A 17,093-nucleotide genomic window follows, 5' to 3' on the forward strand; every position below is an offset into this window, starting at 1 on the left:
CCAGTGCAGGATGATCAATCCGTCTGACAATTTGTTTTGTCAGAACTGCGGAACCACGCTCGAAGTGCCCGAGCGCTTGGCCAGCCCCATGTTCACCAAAGCCAACACGATGGACAACAACTCCATTTTGTTGACCCGAAACCAATGGTTGGTGCGTTGGGACTTGTGTTTGCCTTTTGTGTTGGTGGCCTTGGTTGGTGCAGTGCTGCGTTGGCCAGTGTGGGGCATTGCGGCGGTGGTGGTGGTCGGGCTGGTGTTTTCGTATTACCTGTCCGAGCGCATTTCGCGCATTGTGAATTTGTCCATCCCGGTTGAATTGATGGACCAGCAAATCATTGCTTATGGCCCGGCCAACACCAGCAGCCGTTGGCTGATGCCCAATGGGGTTCTGTATTTGTTGGGCAATGGGTTTTTCTACAAGTCCATCAGCGATGACGACCGCTCGGCCTTTCACCATGTGCAGCTGAGCGCGGTCACCAAGGTGAGTGTCAGCCACGGGATGGGCTGGTTGGGAGACTGGCACAGCCTGTGCATAGTGATCGCCAACGAACGCAAATTGCGTTTTGTGGTGCACAAGTCGGCGGTGTGGACGGCTTTGCTGCACATGGTGCGCAAGGCCTGAGCGCCTTTTGGCTTCAGACGCCCAAAGGCTCTCTGGCCCAAGGCGCGATGCAGTCCTCGTAGCTGGCCACTTGGCGCACAAAGCCCGATTGCTGCATGCTTTGCCCCAAGCGAGCAAATCCCGCACGCGATACCGCCCTGCGGCAGGACCACAGTTGCGCTTGCGCATACCGCGCCATGGCCGACTGCAAGGTCGACAGCGGCAGGTTGGGGTAGTAGGGCTGAACCACTTGGGCCAACTCATCGGTGCCGTGCCCTTGCAGCCAGGGTAAAAATTGCTCCACCGCCAACACCATGGCTTCAAAAGCCTCGCGGTGTTGGTCGATGCTGGCTTGGGTGGCGATGAAGGTGGTATAGGCGGTCCAGCCACGCGAATGGGCCGCGTGCAACACTTGGCCCACTCCCTGAGCCTCTGCTTGTGACACAAAGGGTTCGAACATCTGCACCACGTCCAACTCACCGCGCGCCAATGCCGCCAGGTTGTCGGGCATGCTGCGCTCGGGGCCACGGTTCAGGCCCATGGGGTCAATCCCCGCATCGCGCAGGTCTTGTTGCAAACACAGCCAAGGGGTGGGCACTTCACTCACTGTGCCGATGCGCATGTGCTGGAGTTGCTTCAAACCAAATGCGGTGCTTTGCGGCCGACCCACCAAAAAAAACGGGTCTTTGGCCGCCACCTCACAAAACGCCACCAAGTCCAGCGGCGAGGGGGCTTGTGTGTCGCGTTGTTTGATCACCCGCAGCGGCCCTCCCCAGACCACGTCGATCAAGCCCTTTTCCATGTCGGCAATGCCGCTGCCGGGTGAGGGCGATTCCACCAGTTGAATGTCCAGCCCTTGTTGTTTGAACAGGCCCAAAGCCAGGGTGGCATAAAAGGGCGCGTAAAAAACCGCTCTGAAGTTCTCGCTCAGTCGTATTTGCATGGGGTTTCACCTTGATGCAATGAGTATGGCATGGGCCTGGGCCAGTGCGGGCGCGGCCAATGCGCATAATGGATGCGCTAGAGCTTTGCGTCGCAGGGTCTGCATCGATGGTTTGTTTTTTTCTAAATTTCAGAGGAATGCATCATGTTGTTCACACGCGGGTTTGGGATGGTTTTGTCGCTGTTGGTGGGTGTGCAAGTGGGAGCGCAAGCCCAAGCTGGTAAATACCCCGACAAACCGGTGCGTGTGGTGGTCACGGTGCCGCCGGCGGGCGCATCGGATTTTGTGGCACGGTCCATGTCCGATTTGTTGGGCAAAGAATTGGGCACCACCATCATCGTAGACAACAAGGCCGGTGCCAATGGCACCATCGCCAGTGCTTTCGTGGCCAAGGCACCCACCGACGGTTACACCATTTTGCAAGCGGGCATTTCCACCCACGGCATTGGCCCGTATTTTTATGAAAAGCTGACCTATGACCCCTTCAAAGACCTGGTGCCCGTGGCGGCCTTGGCCGAGTTCCCCATGATCTTGGCGGTCAATGCCCAACTGCCCGTGACCTCGGTCAAAGAATTGCTGGCCCTGGCGCAGAAAAAAACCTTGAGTTTTGCGTCGGCCGGCACGGGCAGCGCGCCGCATTTGTCGGGTGAATTGCTCAAGACCGAGGCCAAGATCAACATGACCCATGTGCCCTACAAAGGCTCGGCCCCGGCTGTGCTCGACGTAGCCAGTGGCCAGGTGGACATGATGTTCGATGGCATCCCCTCGCTGATGCCCCACATCAAAAGCGGCAAGCTGCGCCCCATCGCCGCCGTCAGCCTCAAACGCAACAGCTTGCTGCCCGATTTACCCACCTTCACCGAGCTGGGCTACCCCAGCATGGTGGCCTCGGTGTGGTATGGCTTGATGGCCCCCACCGGCACACCGGTGGCCATCATCAACCAGATCAACGCAGCGGCGAACCGCACCTTGGCTTCGCCCGAATTGCAAAAGAAATTGGAAGACAACGGCGCCGTGGTGATGCGCGGTACAGCCGCTGACTTTGGTGCGTTCATGACCAAAGACCATGCCCGCTGGGGTGACGTCATCCGCAAAGCAGGCATCACCACCAGCAGCCAATGACCCTACGGAGACCTTGATGTCACACACAGAAGAAGGCCCACCGGCCTTCACCGCCCCCGCCAATGCTTGCGACGCCCACTTCCATGTGTTTGGGCCCCCTGGTGCCCATCCGTATGCGGCTGGCTTGCGCTACACACCACCGCACGCGCCCTGGAGCGAATACCAACAACTGGCCCGCCATTTGGGCTTGGTGCGTTTTGTTTTTGTCCAACCCTCGGCTTATGGCCGCAACAACAGCTGCATGTTGCAGGCCATGGAAGCCGTGGGCACGGCGCATTGCCGAGGCATTGTGGATGTGGACGAGGATGTGCCCGACGCCGAGTTGGCGCGTTTGCATGCCCTGGGCGTGCGCGGCGTGCGCATCAATGTGTCGCCAGTTCAGCCCTTTGATGCGGGCTTGGCCGCGCAAATGCTGCCGCGCATCCAAACCCTGGACGCACGCTGCGCCGAAATCGGCTGGCACCTGGACTTTTTATTGCCCGGTTGGCTGACCGAGGCCTTGTTGCCGGTGATGGACAAGCTGCGCGTGGACCACAGCCTGGCCCACATGGGCATGTTTTTGGGCCGTGAAGGGCCAGGGCAAGCGGGCTTTGTCAAATTGCTGGACCGTTTGCGCCATGGCAACGGCCGCACCTGGGTCAAGTTCACCGGCACCTACCGCATGGCCACGGCACCGCTGTTTGCCGATGCCTTGCCCATGGCCCAAGCGCTTATTGATGCAGCGCCCAAGCGCATCATTTGGGGCAGTGACTACCCGCATTTGTCGTTTGCCGACAAGGTGGGCTCGGTGCAGTTATTCAATCTGCTGAAAGATTGGGCGCCTGATGCGGCCACACGGCAAAAAATACTGGCGGACAACCCGGCGGCATTGTTTGGCTTTTAAGTTCTTGCCACCATGAACAAAGTCGCCCTTGGGCGGCTTTGTTCATCCCCCATCGATCTTGTCGATCCAAGGGCGGCGGGGTCTTGCCCCGCACATGCCATCACTTGTCAGCGAAGCGCCATTCGTTCTTGGTGGTGTCTGCCACCAAAGCGCGCCCAGGGATGTGCATGTCGCCCGTGTCGCGCATGACATAGGACTGGATGCCTTTGAAGGTTTTGATCTTCATGAACTCGTTTTTGATCGTTTCACGCGCCACTTTGGGGTCGGTGTTGCCGTCAATCTTGGCATTGCGCATCATCTCGGCATAAGCCAATACGGTGTCGTAGCTCAAGGACCAATTGGCCGAGTTGGCGGGCTTGCCCAAAGAGGGGTCAGCCCGGTCTTGGAAGCGTTTGATCGCCGACAGGTTCAAGGCGTTGTCACCGGTGGAGCTGGTGGGGGTGGTGAAGCCAATGGTGTGCCAATTGCGACCCGCGTCGCCCACGGTGTTGACAAAGGGACCTGGCCAAATGAGCGAGTTGGCCAGCACGGGCACAGTGATGTTTTGGGTTTTGAACTCTTTGGCCAGTTGCAAGGCGTTGGGGCCCAGGGCCGAGACCAGCACCGCATCGGGGTTCAAACCTTTGATTTGAATCGCCACTGGAGAGAGGTCGGTGGCGCGGGTGGAAAACTCGGCCACGCTCAGCACCTTCCATCCGGATTTTTTGGCCAAGGCTTCAAAAGCCTCGGCGCCGGCTTTGCCCGATGCTTCGCGCACGTCGGCGGTGATCACCACCGATTTGACGTTCGGGTTGAGTTTGGCAAATGACGCAAAACCCTCGCCAATGTAGATGTCATCTGGCGGTTGCATGCGAATCGTCCAGGGCCGAATCGTGATGCCGGGCTTGCTCGCGGTGGCGGTGATGGCGGGCATGTTGAGTTGGTTGGCCAGGGCACTCACGGTTTCCCATTGGGTACCGGTCATGGGGCCAATCACACCAAAGTGGCCTTCGCCCAAAAATTTGCGAAACATCACCACAGCTTGACCTGGGTCGAGCGTGGCGTCCACGCTGTCGACTTGCAGCAAACTGCCGTTGACGCCGCCCTTGGCATTGACGTCTTCGACCGCCAGTTTGACCATCAGCTCTTGGGCTTTGCCATAGCCCGCCAAGGGGCCGGTCAAGATGCTGATGTAGCCAATTTTCACAGGGGGTTTGCTTTGTGCGTTGGCCCATTGGGGCAGCACGGCGGCGGCCATCAAGGCCAATAAAAAGCGGGTGCGTTTCATGAAGGGGTCTCCTGTTGTTGATCAAAAAAAGGGATGAATACGTTGCTCATCAGGTCTTGGTGGTCAATTTACCATGGCCCAAATAGCCCGCCAGCACAGCGGGGTCGTTGGCCAAGTCGCTGGCTTTGCCCGAAGCGGTGAACACCCCTTGCGAAAGCACATGGGCGCGGTGGGCCAAGCGCAGGGCGCTGCGCACGTTTTGCTCGACCAGCAAGATGCCCAAACCCGTGTCACGCAAATCGGCCAAGATTTGAAACACCTCTTGTCGGTAGAGGGGCGACAAGCCCATCGATGGTTCGTCGAGCAGCAGCAATTGAGGCCGGTTCATCAGGGCGCGGGCAATGGCCAGCATTTGTTGTTCACCGCCAGAGAGGTTGCCGGCCATTTGATGACGGCGCTCTTGTAAACGGGGAAAGCGTTGGTACACATCGCTCAGCGCCGCTTCAAACGGGGTTTCGCTGGGGCGAATTTCCCAGGCCAAGCGCAGGTTCTCGTCGACCATCATGCGTTGCAAGGTGCCACGCCCTTCGGGCACATGCAGCATGCCGGCTTGGGCCAATGCGTGGGTGGGGGTGTTGGCGACCGCGTGGTCCAAAAAGTGAATCGTGCCTTGGGCCATGGGCAACAAACCGCTGATGGCGCGCATCAAGGTGGTTTTGCCCGCGCCATTGGCGCCCACTATGGCCACGGTTTCGCCGGCGTGAACGGTCAAGTCCAGGCCGCGCAAGGCCCGAATGGGGCCATAAGACACGTGCAAATCGCGCACACTCAACAGGGGCGTGCTCATTCGTCTTCCCCCAAATAGGCTTTTTTGACCTCTGGGTGTGCGAGCACACTGCTGGCCGAACCTTCGGCGATTTTGCGCCCGTAATCCATGGCCACCACACGGTCAGACAGGCTGCGGATCAAGCCCATGTCGTGTTCAATGAGCAGCATGGCTTTGACCTGGCTGCGTGCGGTGTGGATGTCTTGGATGAGTGCTTCAGTCTCACCTTCATTCATGCCCGCTGCGGGCTCATCGAGCAACAACAGGGACGGGTATCCGGCCAAGGCGCGGGCAATCTCTAAGCGCCGCGCTTCGCCATATGACAAGGACTGGGCTGAGACGTCGGCTTGGTGGGACAGGTGCATGGTGTGTAGCCAATGCATGGCTTCGTCCACGGCCTTGCGGCGCTGGCCAAAGGCCCAAAAGGCCGACCAAGGGTGGGCCGCATAGGTCTTGTTGGCCACCATCACGTTTTCCAGCACGCTCATGCGCTTGAACAAGCGGATGTTTTGAAAGGTGCGGCCTATCCCCAAGCGGCCAATGTCGTGCAATGAGCGTCCCACCAGGTTGTGGCCCATGAAATCCATTTGCCCGCTGTCGGCGCGGTAAAAGCCGGTGATGGTGTTGATCAGGGCGGTTTTGCCTGCGCCGTTGGGGCCGATGAGACCCAAAATTTCGCCCTCGGTGATGTGCAGGTCAATGCCATTCAGGGCATGGATGCCACCAAAGTGTTTGGACAAATTGGCGATCGACAAGATGGGCGTGGGCATCATTTCAAACCCCTGGCGCACCCAGGGCGCGGCCATGCTTGGACAAAGCGGTGCGGGGTCGGAAAGAGAGCAAACCATCGGGCCTGAACAACAGCAACACCAAGATGGCAGCGCCAAACACCGTGGGGCGCCAATCGGCTAAAAAGCGGATGTACTCGGGCAGCAAGGTCATGATGGCCGCACCCAAAATGGCACCGTACAAGTTGTTGACGCCGCCCAGCACCAGGTACAGCACAACATAAATCGACAAGGTGACGTCAAAGTTTTCAGGCCGCACAAAGCTCATGTAGTGGCCATACAGCATGCCGGCCACTGCAGCAATGGCAGCTCCGGCAGAAAAGCCAATCAGGCGGATGGCGGTGACATTGATGCCCAGGGCCGCAGCCACCCTATCGTCTTCGCGAACGGCGTCAAACACGCGCTGCAAAGGGCTGATGGACAACAACCACAAGGCAATGCCAATCAGCACCACGGCCAAGGCAGCCTTGGGCAGATCGCCACCTTTCATGCCACCAAAGCCGCCGATGCCACCCAAAAAGTCCATGTTTTCGAGCAGCACACGGATGCAAAAGGTCAGGCCCAAGGTGGCCAAGATCAAATAGATGCCGCGCAGTCGCAGCGCTGGGTAGCCCACCAAGGCCGCAATCATGGCGGCGATCAAAGCGGCCATGCCGGTGGCGGGCAACAAGGGCCAACCCATTTTGGCGGTGAAATAACCCGATGCGTAGCAACCCACGGCCATGAAGGCGCCTTGGGCAAACGACAGGCTGCCGGTGAGCAAGCTGACATAAACGCTCCAGGCCAGCAAGATATTGATGCAGGTGAAAAACAGGTGGTCGGCGATCACACGCGTTGCTCCTGCCCGTGGTGGCCCGAGGCAAACAAGCCCGCGGGTTTGAGCAACAAGGTGGCGATCATGGCCGCCCACACAGTGAGCTCGCCCAAGCGGCCCAGACCAAAGTGAAACATCAAGGCTTCGAGCACGCCGATGCCCAAACCGGCCAAGACCGCCCCGCGCATGTCACCCATGCCGCCAATGGCCATCACTGCCAAGGCTTTGAGGCCAAAGGTCAGGCCCAGGTCGGGCGACACGGTATCGGCGCGCAAGGCCAGCATCAAGCCGGCTATGGAGGCCAAGCCAGAGGAGATGAAAAACACCGCTTGGTTGACCCGCAGCACATTCACGCCCAGCAAAGAAGCATGGGCAGATGACTCGGCCACCGCTCGGATTTGCCGCCCCATGCGGGTGTGCGCAATCACGTGGTGCAAGGCCCACATCAGGGCAAAGGTGATGGCCAACAAGACCATTTGCAGGTTGAGAAAATTCACGCCCAGCAGGCCAAAACTTTCAGACAACCAACCGGTCAAATTGGGCAGGCGCAGGGGTTCGGTGCCCCAGACCTTGTGCACCAAGTCGGTCAAGATCAGCCCCAGCGCCAAAGAGCTCAAGGCCGCCGTGGTGCGGGCATCGTTGCCCACAAAGCGGCGAAACGCCATCCATTCGGTCAACACCCCCAACAAGCCACCCACCAAAAAGGCCATGGCAAACGCGCCAGCCACGGGCATGTGTGGCAAAGCCACCAGGCCCACGTAGCCGCCAAACATGAATACCTCGGGGTGGTTGAAGTTCAGTTTGTCGAGCACCCCAATGATCAGGGTGAAGCCAATGGCCACCAAGGCATACATGGCGCCACTGACCAAGCCATTGACAATTTGTCCGGCCAGCATAGGTGTTCAGTGCTTGCGCTGAATCAAGCCAGGGCGACGGCGGGTTCGGTGCGCTTGAGCTTTTGGATGTGGGGCAACACATCTTTGGCAAACATTTCCATGCTGCGCTTGGTCAGGTCTTGCGGCAAGCTGCCAAAGTGCATCATGGTGAGGAGGTTGTCAAAGTGCATTTTGGACCAATGGTCTTCCAACATTTGGCGCACGGTGTTGGCGGTGCCGCAGACAAACATGCCCATCTCGATGGCTTTGTCGATGGTCAGGTCTTGCGACAGAGAGGCCTTGGCCTTCATCAGGTTTTTCAGTGAGTCGCGCGATGTGTAACCCGGGGGCAAGAGCATTTCGATGGGCATTTTCAGCAGGCGGTTGCGGAACAACTCGAAATGCACTTTGGCTTCTTTGCGCGCTTGGTCGTCGGTGTCGGAGACATAAACGGGCACCGCCCAACCCAGTTGGCTGTCGGCGGCTTCATAGCCATAGCCTTGGGCGGTGTCGCGGTAGGACTGCAGGTATTTTTCGACCACGGCGGCCGGGCTGAAGGTTTGCAAGTAGGTATAGCGGTGATTGGGCAAGGCAGCCCAGTCAATGGTTTCTTTGCTGCCCTGTGAGGGCACCCAAATGGGCGGGTGTGGGTTTTGGAACGGACGCGGCCACAGGTTCACGTACTCGAGGTTGTAGTGGCGACCGGTGAAGCTGAAGGGGCCAGGGCGGGTCCAGGCTTGCACGATCAAGTCGTGGGCTTCGTGGAAGCGGTCATGCGAGATGGTGGGGTTGATGCCAAAGGTGTGGTACTCGGCACCAATGCCGCGCACAAAGCCGCTGATCAAGCGACCGCCGGTGATCACGTCGATCATGGCGTGCTCTTCGGCCACGGTGATGGGGTGCTCGCGCAAAGGCAAGGCGCTGCCCAAGATGGCAATCTTGACCTTCTTGGTGCGCCGCGCCAAGGCTGAGGCCATGACAACGGGTGAAGGCATCAGGCCGTAAGCGGTTTGGTGGTGTTCGTTCACCGCCACGCCGTCAAAGCCCAGCACTTCGCCATATTCGAGTTCGTCAAGGTAGCGGTTGTAAAGCTGGTGGCCTTTGACGGGATCGAAGTATTTGTTGGGCAGGTTGACCCAAACGGTTTCGTGGCCCTTGGTGGCCTCGAAATCCAAATCGGCATACGACATCAGGTGAAACAAAATGACTTGCATGGCTCTGGCTCCTAGGCGGCGATGTGTTGGACGGCGGCGCAAAAAACGCCTGGGTGTTCGATCTGCGGCAGGTGGCCGCATTGGTCGATGACTTGCAAACGGGCATTCGGCAGGTGTGATTTGATTTTCTCGCCGCACGCCAAGGGCATGATTTTGTCTTGGGCGCCCCACAGGATGGTCACGGGCATGTTGGCGCGGTGCAGCCACTTGTGCAGGCAGGGGTCGTGCAAACGCGGCTCCCAAGCCAACAAGGCCGTGGTGTGGCGGTTTTTCAGGCGAATGTTTTGGTCATCTTCTGACAGCGGAATCGCCAGCACCTTTTCGGCCAAGGCTTGGTTGTGAAACAGGTTGCGAGCCATTTGCTCGGGGGTCCAGAGAAAAATATCGCCCGGTGGGTCATTGGCTACGCGCACGCCAGCGGGGGCGCTCAGCAACATCGACTTGACGCGGTGTGGTGCGCGAATGGCGATTTCCATGGCCAGCCAACCGCCCAAGGAGCTGCCCACCAAATGCACCGCAGGCAATTGCAGGTGGTCCAGAAGGTCGAGGTAAAAGTACGCCAAGTCGTGCATGTTTTCCAGCCAAGGCGTTTCATCGGATTGGCCAAAACCGGGGTGCTCCGGAACAATCAAGTCATGGCTTTGTGCCAGTGTTTCCATGAAGGGCTGGATCATGGCTGCACCATCGGCACCGTGCAGATAAATCATGGGTGTGCCCTGGCCCTTGCGGCGAATGCGCACCCGGCATTCTTTGAGGGTGATGAAGGTTTCTTGAAATGACATGGTGATGGACCTTTGTGCCTAGGCGGTTGGTTGTGGCATGGCTTTGGCCAGCAAGCTGTACTGGGCGAACTGCACCACTTGTTGGGCCACGGTTTTCAGTTGGGCCGACACGGCCTCTTCGCGCAACAGGCCATCGGGCCCAAACGGCTTGGTGCTGGAATTGATGGTGGCCGAATACGGTATGGGCCAACCGCGCAAAGCATGCACGATGGAGCGCAGGGTGAACAAGGTGGTGCCCATGGCTTGAATGCCTTCGGCGCAGACCACACAGCCCACAGCGCGGCCATCAAAGTAGGGCCGCGGGTCGCTGCGCATGTCCTCGGTGTAATCGAGGGCATTTTTCAACAAACCGGGAATGGAGCCGTGGTAGCTTGGAGAGGCGATCACGATGCCGTCGGCTTCACGCAGAAGTTGAACCAAGCGCAGTGAACTGTCGCTGCGGGTTTTGACCATGGGGTCGTAGGCGTCCATCACCAATTCGGTCGCGCACAACAAAGCGGTGCGTGCGCCGAGCCCTTCGGCATGGGCCAAGGTGGCACGCAGGGCCAATTCGGAGGTGGAGCCGGCGCGGGTGGTGCCGCCAATGCCTACGATGAATGGGGTGGAGGTGGTCAAAATGAAAGTGTCCTGCGAATCGGGCGAGGGGTTGGGGCTCTGCACATGCCCGAGCGCGTCAACCGGTTTAAACTTTGCATGCAAACTTTGAATGCGTTGCGCGCATGTTACGAATCGAAAATTGCTTTGTCAACGCGAAGGACCTGCCGTTTGTCTAGGGCTTACCCTTATTTTGATGGCGATTCAATCGGTTCAACATATGCATGCTTAGTTTGCGCAAAGTGTGCACGCTTGTCGCAACGCCAAATTGGGCGTTGATCTAAAAAATGAAACTCAAAACATTCGAACAGTTTTACGCCACGCCAGGCCACTTGTTTCGCCGTGCGGGGCAGTTTGTCACGGCGACCTTTGAGGCCGAGATGGGCCACATTGGCATCACCGCCAGCCAGTTGTCGGCCATTTTGGCGGTGCACATGCAACCGGGCATGCAGCAACGTGAATTGGCCGCTGCATTGAGTTGGGACGAGGCCACCGTGGGTGGCATGGTCAGCCGCTTGGAGGCGCAGGGCTATTTGGAGCGGCGCAGCACCACCCGCTCACGCCGGGGTCGAGAAATTTACATGACCCCAGCCGGTGAGGACTTGTACCAACGCATCGAACCGCATGTGGCGGCGATTCAGCGCCAATTGCTCAAGCGGCTGAAAGCCGATGAGCGCAAGCAACTGATCTACCTCATCAGCAAAGCCATGGGTGTGGGTGCGGCGCAGTTTGATGCCCCACGCGCAGGCAAAAAAACATGAGCATGAGGTGTGCGCCTTCAATGGCGCTGTAAAAAGCCCAGCAGTGCTTGGTTAAAAACGGCTTCTTGCTCAATGTTGGCGATGTGTGCGGCGTCTTTGATCACCAACAGCTCGGACCCTGGCAGGTTTTCGTGGATCAGTTGGGCCATCTCAGGTGGGGTGCCGTGGTCTTGGTCACCCACGATCACCAGGGCAGGGGCTTTGATTTCTTTCAGCCGATCCAAGTAGTCCACTTCGGCGATTGCCGCGCAACAGCCTGCAAAACCATTGACCGGGGTATTGGCAATGCCTTGGCCAATGCGCGCCATGGTGGCGGGTTCACGTTGCCGGTAAGGTTCGGTGAACCAGCGTGACAAGGTGCCTTCGACCAAGGCGGTCATGCCTTTGTCGTGCGCCAGCTTGATGCGGTCGCCCCACATTTGCGCCGCATTGGGTGGGCGACGGCTGGTGGTGTCGGCCAGCACCAAGCTGGAGAACACACCCGGGTGGGCCAGGGCATAGGCCTGGCCGATCATGCCGCCCATGGACAGACCCACCCAATGGGTGTGCTCAATGTGGAGGTGTTGCAGCAAACCGTGCACATCGCCCGCCAGCATGTTCATGGTGTACGGACCGGCCGGGGCGCTGGACTGGCCGTGGCCTCGGGTGTCAAAGCGCAACACGGTGTAATGCGGCGCCAACAAGGCGGCTTGCGCATCCCACATGCTGATGTCACAAGCGAGTGAATGCGACATGGTGACCCAAGGCCCTTGGCCTTCGATGGTGTAGTGGATGTCAATGTCGCCGATGCGTGCTTTCATGGTTTCTCCAATCAGGGTGGGTTAGTCGATTTGAATTTGTGCGGCGGCTGCGAGTTTTTTGAAGTTCAGCACTTCCTCGGCGATCAGTTTGTCCATCTCCTCAGGGGTGTTGGTGGCCGGCTCAATGCCCAGTGGGCCAAAGCGTTGGCGCACTTCCGGCTGGCGCAGCACCGCCACCAAGTCGGCGTTGATTTTGTCCAGCACCGCGCGAGGCGTTTTGGCCGGTGCCAACAGGCCGTACCAAAAAACCCACTTGTAGCCAGGCAGGCCCGCTTCGGACACGGTCGGCAAGTCGGGCGTCTCGGCCATGCGCTGGGTGCTGGTCACGGCTATCGCTTTGGCTTTGCCGTCTTTGACCAATTGAATCGCGCTGGCGTAGGGCGAGATGAACAAATGCGTGCGCCCGGCGATGGTGTCGGTCAAGGCTTCGGGAATGCCTTTGAACGGCACATGCACCATTTGGACATTGGCCTGGGCCTTGAGCAACTCGGCGGCAAACTGCGAACCACTGCCGGTGCCGGCCGATGCGTAATTGAGTTGCCCCGGTCGGGCCCGCGCCAGGGCTAAAAACTCGGCCAGGGTGTTCACCCCCAGCAAGGGCGACACCACCACCAAAGCCGGCCCTGTGGCGGTGAGCGAAATACCGGAAAAATCTTTTTGCGGATCGAAGGCCAACTTGGGGTAGATGGCTGGGGCAATCGCGTGGGCCGAAGAGATCGACAACAGCGTGTGTCCATCGGGTGCAGATTGGCTCAGGGCCAGCGCAGCCACATTGCTGCCGGCGCCCAAGCGGTTTTCCACGGTGACGGCCTGCTTCCATTGTTCCGACCATTTTTGCGCCAGCAAGCGCGCTGCAATGTCGGGCACGCCACCGGGGGTGAAGCCCACCAAAATTTTCACTGGCTTTTGCGGAAATGTGGTTTGGGCTGAGGCGGTACCCAAGCCCCCCGTCAATGCCCCCAAGAGGAAGGCCCCATGGAAAGTCAAGCGCAATAAGTTCATGGTGGATCCTTGGGTCGGTTCAGGGGCGGTGATAACATGAATCGATGTCGAAAAAAAGAGCGATTCTCAAATGAAAAAACACAATTTGGTGCTGGTGCCGGGCTTGATGTGCGACCACAGCGCGTGGGACCCCATGCTCGAAGGTTTGCGCCCTGTCGCTTGCTGTCAGATCATAGACCACGGCCAGGCGCGCAGCCTGGTGGTGATGGCCCAACAGCTGTTGGCATTGGCACCGCCGCGTTTTGCCCTGGCTGGGCATTCCATGGGTGGACGCGTGGCGCTGGAGGTCATGCGCTTAGCCCCTGAGCGGGTCAGCCATTTGGCGCTGATGGACACCGGTTATCTGCCCAAGGCGCCCGGTGCGGTGGGCGACGCCGAGGTCGCCAAGCGCATGGCCTTGAAGGACATTGCCCAGCGCGATGGTGTGCGGGCCATGGCCTTGCAATGGGTGCAAGGCATGGTGGCCCCGCACCGCTTAGCCGATGCGGCATTGGTGGAGCGGGTGGTGGCAATGATGGAGCGCAAATCGGCCGATGTGTTTGCGCACCAAATCAACGCCTTGATCGAGCGGCCCGATGGCACCGAGGTGTTGCGCCAATTGCGCATCCCCACCTTGGTGTTGTGTGGTGCCGAAGACAGCTGGTCCAACCCTGCGCAGCACGAAGAAATCGCCCAATGGATACCGGCGCGCCCAGCCGTGGTGTCGGTGGCCGAAGCCGGTCACATGGTGACCATGGAGCGGCCAGAACCCGTGGTTCAAGCCTTCAAGGATTGGTTGGCCATGCCCTGAGATTGCAGCAAGTTGTGCAGCCGCGCCAGGTTGGGCGCTGACCCATCCAGGTAGGCATACACATAGCGGTCGGGGCGCACCAGCACGGCGGCTGCTTGGGCGCTGTCCAGCACGGTCTGCAACACCGCTTGCACATCGCGCAACACGCGCTGATCGGTTCCCGGTGGCGATAAAAAATCTTCCTCGGCGCGCAGCAGGTCGATCACCACCAAACCCGGCAGGTTCAGTGCAGGGATTGCTGGCCCATCGCGCCAGCGCAGCAAAGCCCAAGAGGTACCCATGGCGTCGTCCAACCACTGTCGTTGGCCATCAACGCACTCCAACTGCGGTTGGGGCAGCAATTGGCCGGCGGGGATGAGCGCCCCCGGGCGTGGTGTTGCATCAAAAAAGCCTTGTTGAAAGCGCGGCTTGGGTTTGAACTTCAGGTGCAAGATGTGGTCGCGAAAGCGGGGCACCAGGCAAACCAAACGCAACAAGCCTTGGGCCAGGGCAGCGCCCCAGGTGCTTTGGGGTTGCATATAAATGCCAATGCGCAAGGCCATTTGGATCAGCGACCAGGCATGGGGTGCGCGCTCTTGGGCGTAGGTGTCGAGCAAGCTGGCGCTGGCTTGGCCGTGGACCACAGCCGCCAACTTCCAGGCCAGGTTGCTGGCGTCGCGCACACCGCTGTTCATGCCTTGCCCGGCAAAAGGTGGGGTCAGGTGGGCGGCGTCACCCGCGATCAAGGTCCGATCCACCCGCCACTTCTTGGCGATGCGGGCGTGAAAGGTGTAGACCACTTTGCGCAAAATGGTCAAGCCCACATCGCTGGGTTCGCGCTGCGCAATCATGGCCCGCACTTGGCTGTCGGGCAACACCGATTCGGGTGTTTCGCCCGGCTTGAGCATGAACTCATAGCGCACCGTGCTTTGCGGGCCGGGCAGTCGGATCGCTGGTCGCTTGGGGTCGCAGTAGGTGCGGGTGTGGCGAAAGGGCGAGGTTCTGCCCATCAGATCGGCAATCAGCCAGCGCTGTTCATAGGTGCTGCCTTCCCATTCAATGCCCAGTTGTTGGCGCACCGTGCTGCGCCCGCCATCACAACCGACCAACCATTGGCAACGAATGGCTTGCAGCTGACCTTGGTGCTGCACCTGTAGGTCAACGCCATCGGTGGTTTGGGTGAATTGCATCAACTCGTGTTCAAAACGAATTTGCACATGGGGGTAAGCGGCCAAACCGTCGCGCAGCAAAGCCACCAATTGCTGCTGGCGAAACGCATTGCGTTTGGGGTGGCCGTATTCGGTGGAGGTGGGCTCCACTTTGGCAAATAAGCGGTTGCGCCACGAGTAGTAATGCACCCCGTAGCTTTGCACGATCATGGGCAAAAAGCGCTCAAGCATGCCCATGGTTTGCAAGGTGCGCAGGCTTTCGTCGTCAATCGACACGGCCCGCGCTTCATCCACCGTGTTGCTGGCTTTTTCAATCAGCCAGGTGCGCACACCCGCTTGGGCCAGCAAATGCGCCAACACCAGGCCCGTGGGCCCGGTGCCCACGATGGCCACATCGCAATCAAAGTCACTCATGTCCACATGCCTTGGATCCGCGCTGCGTCAAGGCTGAACAAGGTGAACCCGCAGGGAAATCAAGCCTCACAGCACCACATGCACGTTTTTGTGTTGGGTATAGGTGAGCAGCTCGTCAAAGCCTTCCTCTCGGCCAATGCCCGACTGCTTATAACCACCAAAGGATGCACCAATGAAATGGCTTCCCACATGGTTCACCCACACAAAACCAGCCTGCACCCGCGCAGCGGTGCGGTGGGCGGTGGTCAAATTTTGCGTCCAGATGGATGCGGTGAGGCCGTATTCCACGGCATTGACTTGTTCAATCATCTCGGCTTCGTCGCGCCACTTGATCACCGACAGCACCGGGCCAAAAATTTCTTCATTGGCCAAACGCATTTTTTGCGTGACGTTGGTGAAGACGGTTGGCTGAACAAACCAGCCCTTGGCCAAGGCCGGGTCGCTGGGCCGCTGGCCACCGTAAGCCAGGGTGGCGCCTTCTTGTTGCCCCAGGGCAATGTAGGACATGATTTTTTCATGTTGCTGCTGCGACACGATGCAGCCCATGGTGGTGGCCATGTCGGTGGGGATGCCGGGCTGGTAGTGGCGGATCGCTTTGAGCATGCCTTCAACCACCTGGTCGTGGATGCTTTCGTGCAAGAACAGTCGCGATGTCGAGCCACAGCTTTGCCCACACCAGGTGAAGTTCATGCCATTGACCGCAGCGGGGATGGCCTTGTCCATGTCGGCGTCGGGGTAAATGATGCAGGCATTTTTTCCACCCAGCTCCAACGTCACGTGCTTGAGCCGCTCGGCCCCAGCGCGGGCAATCGCGCGCCCGGTGGGCACACTGCCAATCAAGGCCAGGCGTGGCACATCGGGGTGGTTGACCAGGGCTTGCCCGCATGCCATGCCACCACTCAAAATGTTCAGCACACCCGGGGGCAAGATGCCATCGATCAACTCCATCATCCGATACGACGACAGCGGCGCTTGGTAGGGCGGTTTCATGATCACCGCATTGCCAGCGATCAAGGGCGGGGCCATTTTGGCGGCGGTGAACATGATGGGGTGGTTATAGGCCACGATGCGGGCGCACACGCCATAGGGCTCGCGCAGCGTGTAGTTGAGGATGCCATCGCCCATCGGCAAGGTCTCGCCTTTGACCTCGGTGGCCAGGCCCGCGTAGTAGTCAATTTGGGCGGAGGCGATCAAGGCGTCGCGCTGCATTTCGATGATGGGGTTGCCGCAATTGGCCGCATCCAGCAAGGCCAATTCAAACGCGTTATCGCGCAACACCTGTGCCACTTTTTTGAGCAAGCCGGCGCGTTCCAAGGGTTTCATGCCGCGCCAGATGGCAAAGCCTTGTTGGGCGGCCCGCACGGCGGCATCGACATCGGCGCTGTTGGCCTCGGCCGCTGGGCCCAGCGATTCACCGGTGGCCGGGTTGAATGTGTCGAGGTAGCCCCCTTGGGGCCGGTGCCAAGCGCCGCCGTAATACAGGTCGCGGTGCTGGGGCAAGACAAGTGTGGGGGTGTGGGTGGACATGT

General features: G+C 59.3%; 18 protein-coding genes. 5 read left to right on the top strand and 13 right to left on the bottom strand.

Features of this window, described 5'->3' with window-relative positions:
- The first annotated feature begins 10 nt into the window (after positions 1-10).
- A complete protein-coding gene (locus AC8GFZ_RS10280) occupies positions 11-622 on the top strand; it encodes a hypothetical protein (RefSeq protein ID WP_506644788.1) in 612 nt (203 codons plus the stop codon).
- 13 nt (positions 623-635) lie between these two features.
- Here AC8GFZ_RS10280 and AC8GFZ_RS10285 read toward each other — a convergent pair whose 3' ends face one another.
- On the bottom strand, positions 636-1,544 hold the full coding sequence (locus AC8GFZ_RS10285) for an ABC transporter substrate-binding protein (protein WP_506644789.1): 909 nt from the start codon (positions 1,542-1,544) through the stop codon (positions 636-638).
- 144 nt (positions 1,545-1,688) lie between these two features.
- Between AC8GFZ_RS10285 and AC8GFZ_RS10290 the strand changes: the two genes are divergently transcribed.
- Both AC8GFZ_RS10290 and AC8GFZ_RS10295 read left to right on the top strand, forming a co-directional pair.
- The gene (locus tag AC8GFZ_RS10290; protein WP_506644790.1) at positions 1,689-2,666 is read left to right on the top strand and encodes a Bug family tripartite tricarboxylate transporter substrate binding protein; all 978 of its coding nucleotides are present in this window, start codon (positions 1,689-1,691) and stop codon (positions 2,664-2,666) included.
- A gap of 16 nt (positions 2,667-2,682) precedes the next feature.
- A complete protein-coding gene (locus AC8GFZ_RS10295) occupies positions 2,683-3,549 on the top strand; it encodes an amidohydrolase family protein (RefSeq protein ID WP_506644791.1) in 867 nt (288 codons plus the stop codon).
- Between the two features lie 100 nt (positions 3,550-3,649).
- Here the strand turns inward: AC8GFZ_RS10295 and AC8GFZ_RS10300 are convergent, their stop codons facing one another.
- Genes AC8GFZ_RS10300 through AC8GFZ_RS10335 form a run of 8 tightly spaced genes read right to left on the bottom strand, consistent with a single transcriptional unit; the run spans position 3,650 to position 10,670 of the window.
- The gene (locus AC8GFZ_RS10300) at positions 3,650-4,816 is read right to left on the bottom strand and encodes an ABC transporter substrate-binding protein (protein ID WP_506644792.1); all 1,167 of its coding nucleotides are present in this window, start codon (positions 4,814-4,816) and stop codon (positions 3,650-3,652) included.
- A 49-nt stretch (positions 4,817-4,865) separates the two neighbouring features.
- Entirely contained in the window at positions 4,866-5,603 is a 738-nt protein-coding gene (locus AC8GFZ_RS10305) for an ABC transporter ATP-binding protein (RefSeq protein WP_506644793.1), read from the bottom strand.
- Positions 5,600-6,388 carry an ABC transporter ATP-binding protein gene (locus AC8GFZ_RS10310; RefSeq protein ID WP_506644794.1) on the bottom strand — a complete coding sequence of 263 codons (789 nt, stop codon included), beginning with the start codon at positions 6,386-6,388 and terminating at the stop codon, positions 5,600-5,602. The genes AC8GFZ_RS10305 and AC8GFZ_RS10310 overlap by 4 nt, the downstream gene beginning before the upstream one ends.
- Positions 6,357-7,199 (bottom strand): branched-chain amino acid ABC transporter permease, encoded by an 843-nt coding sequence (locus tag AC8GFZ_RS10315; RefSeq protein ID WP_506644795.1) that lies wholly within the window; start codon positions 7,197-7,199, stop codon positions 6,357-6,359. The genes AC8GFZ_RS10310 and AC8GFZ_RS10315 overlap by 32 nt, the downstream gene beginning before the upstream one ends.
- Positions 7,196-8,080 carry a branched-chain amino acid ABC transporter permease gene (locus AC8GFZ_RS10320; RefSeq protein WP_506644796.1) on the bottom strand — a complete coding sequence of 295 codons (885 nt, stop codon included), beginning with the start codon at positions 8,078-8,080 and terminating at the stop codon, positions 7,196-7,198. Before AC8GFZ_RS10320 ends, AC8GFZ_RS10315 begins: the two co-directional genes overlap by 4 nt.
- A gap of 23 nt (positions 8,081-8,103) precedes the next feature.
- Positions 8,104-9,273 carry an LLM class flavin-dependent oxidoreductase gene (locus tag AC8GFZ_RS10325; RefSeq protein WP_506644797.1) on the bottom strand — a complete coding sequence of 390 codons (1,170 nt, stop codon included), beginning with the start codon at positions 9,271-9,273 and terminating at the stop codon, positions 8,104-8,106.
- An 11-nt stretch (positions 9,274-9,284) separates the two neighbouring features.
- Positions 9,285-10,055: an alpha/beta fold hydrolase gene (locus tag AC8GFZ_RS10330; protein WP_506644798.1), complete on the bottom strand. Its 771-nt coding sequence runs from the start codon at positions 10,053-10,055 to the stop codon at positions 9,285-9,287.
- An 18-nt stretch (positions 10,056-10,073) separates the two neighbouring features.
- The gene (locus AC8GFZ_RS10335) at positions 10,074-10,670 is read right to left on the bottom strand and encodes an NADPH-dependent FMN reductase (RefSeq protein ID WP_506644799.1); all 597 of its coding nucleotides are present in this window, start codon (positions 10,668-10,670) and stop codon (positions 10,074-10,076) included.
- Positions 10,671-10,936: 266 nt separating this feature from the next.
- Between AC8GFZ_RS10335 and AC8GFZ_RS10340 the strand changes: the two genes are divergently transcribed.
- Positions 10,937-11,410: a MarR family winged helix-turn-helix transcriptional regulator gene (locus tag AC8GFZ_RS10340; protein WP_506644800.1), complete on the top strand. Its 474-nt coding sequence runs from the start codon at positions 10,937-10,939 to the stop codon at positions 11,408-11,410.
- A 17-nt stretch (positions 11,411-11,427) separates the two neighbouring features.
- Here the strand turns inward: AC8GFZ_RS10340 and pcaD are convergent, their stop codons facing one another.
- Both pcaD and AC8GFZ_RS10350 read right to left on the bottom strand, forming a co-directional pair.
- Positions 11,428-12,210: a 3-oxoadipate enol-lactonase gene (gene pcaD / locus AC8GFZ_RS10345; RefSeq protein ID WP_506644801.1), complete on the bottom strand. Its 783-nt coding sequence runs from the start codon at positions 12,208-12,210 to the stop codon at positions 11,428-11,430.
- Between the two features lie 21 nt (positions 12,211-12,231).
- Entirely contained in the window at positions 12,232-13,212 is a 981-nt protein-coding gene (locus AC8GFZ_RS10350) for a tripartite tricarboxylate transporter substrate binding protein (protein ID WP_506644802.1), read from the bottom strand.
- Between the two features lie 70 nt (positions 13,213-13,282).
- On the opposite strand from AC8GFZ_RS10350, the gene AC8GFZ_RS10355 reads away from it, so the two are divergent.
- Positions 13,283-14,002, top strand: a complete 720-nt coding sequence (locus AC8GFZ_RS10355) for an alpha/beta fold hydrolase (RefSeq protein WP_506644803.1) — start codon at positions 13,283-13,285, stop codon at positions 14,000-14,002.
- On the opposite strand, the gene AC8GFZ_RS10360 is transcribed toward AC8GFZ_RS10355, so the two are convergent.
- Both AC8GFZ_RS10360 and AC8GFZ_RS10365 read right to left on the bottom strand, forming a co-directional pair.
- A complete protein-coding gene (locus AC8GFZ_RS10360) occupies positions 13,969-15,564 on the bottom strand; it encodes a bifunctional 3-(3-hydroxy-phenyl)propionate/3-hydroxycinnamic acid hydroxylase (RefSeq protein ID WP_506644804.1) in 1,596 nt (531 codons plus the stop codon). The two genes, AC8GFZ_RS10355 and AC8GFZ_RS10360, sit on opposite strands and share 34 nt — an antisense overlap.
- A gap of 66 nt (positions 15,565-15,630) precedes the next feature.
- The gene (locus AC8GFZ_RS10365; RefSeq protein WP_506644805.1) at positions 15,631-17,091 is read right to left on the bottom strand and encodes an aldehyde dehydrogenase family protein; all 1,461 of its coding nucleotides are present in this window, start codon (positions 17,089-17,091) and stop codon (positions 15,631-15,633) included.
- Positions 17,092-17,093: the final 2 nt, after the last annotated feature.

The sequence above is a fragment of the Limnohabitans rimovensis (SeqCode) genome (assembly GCF_965234775.1).
GTDB lineage: Bacteria > Pseudomonadota > Gammaproteobacteria > Burkholderiales > Burkholderiaceae_C > Limnohabitans > Limnohabitans rimovensis.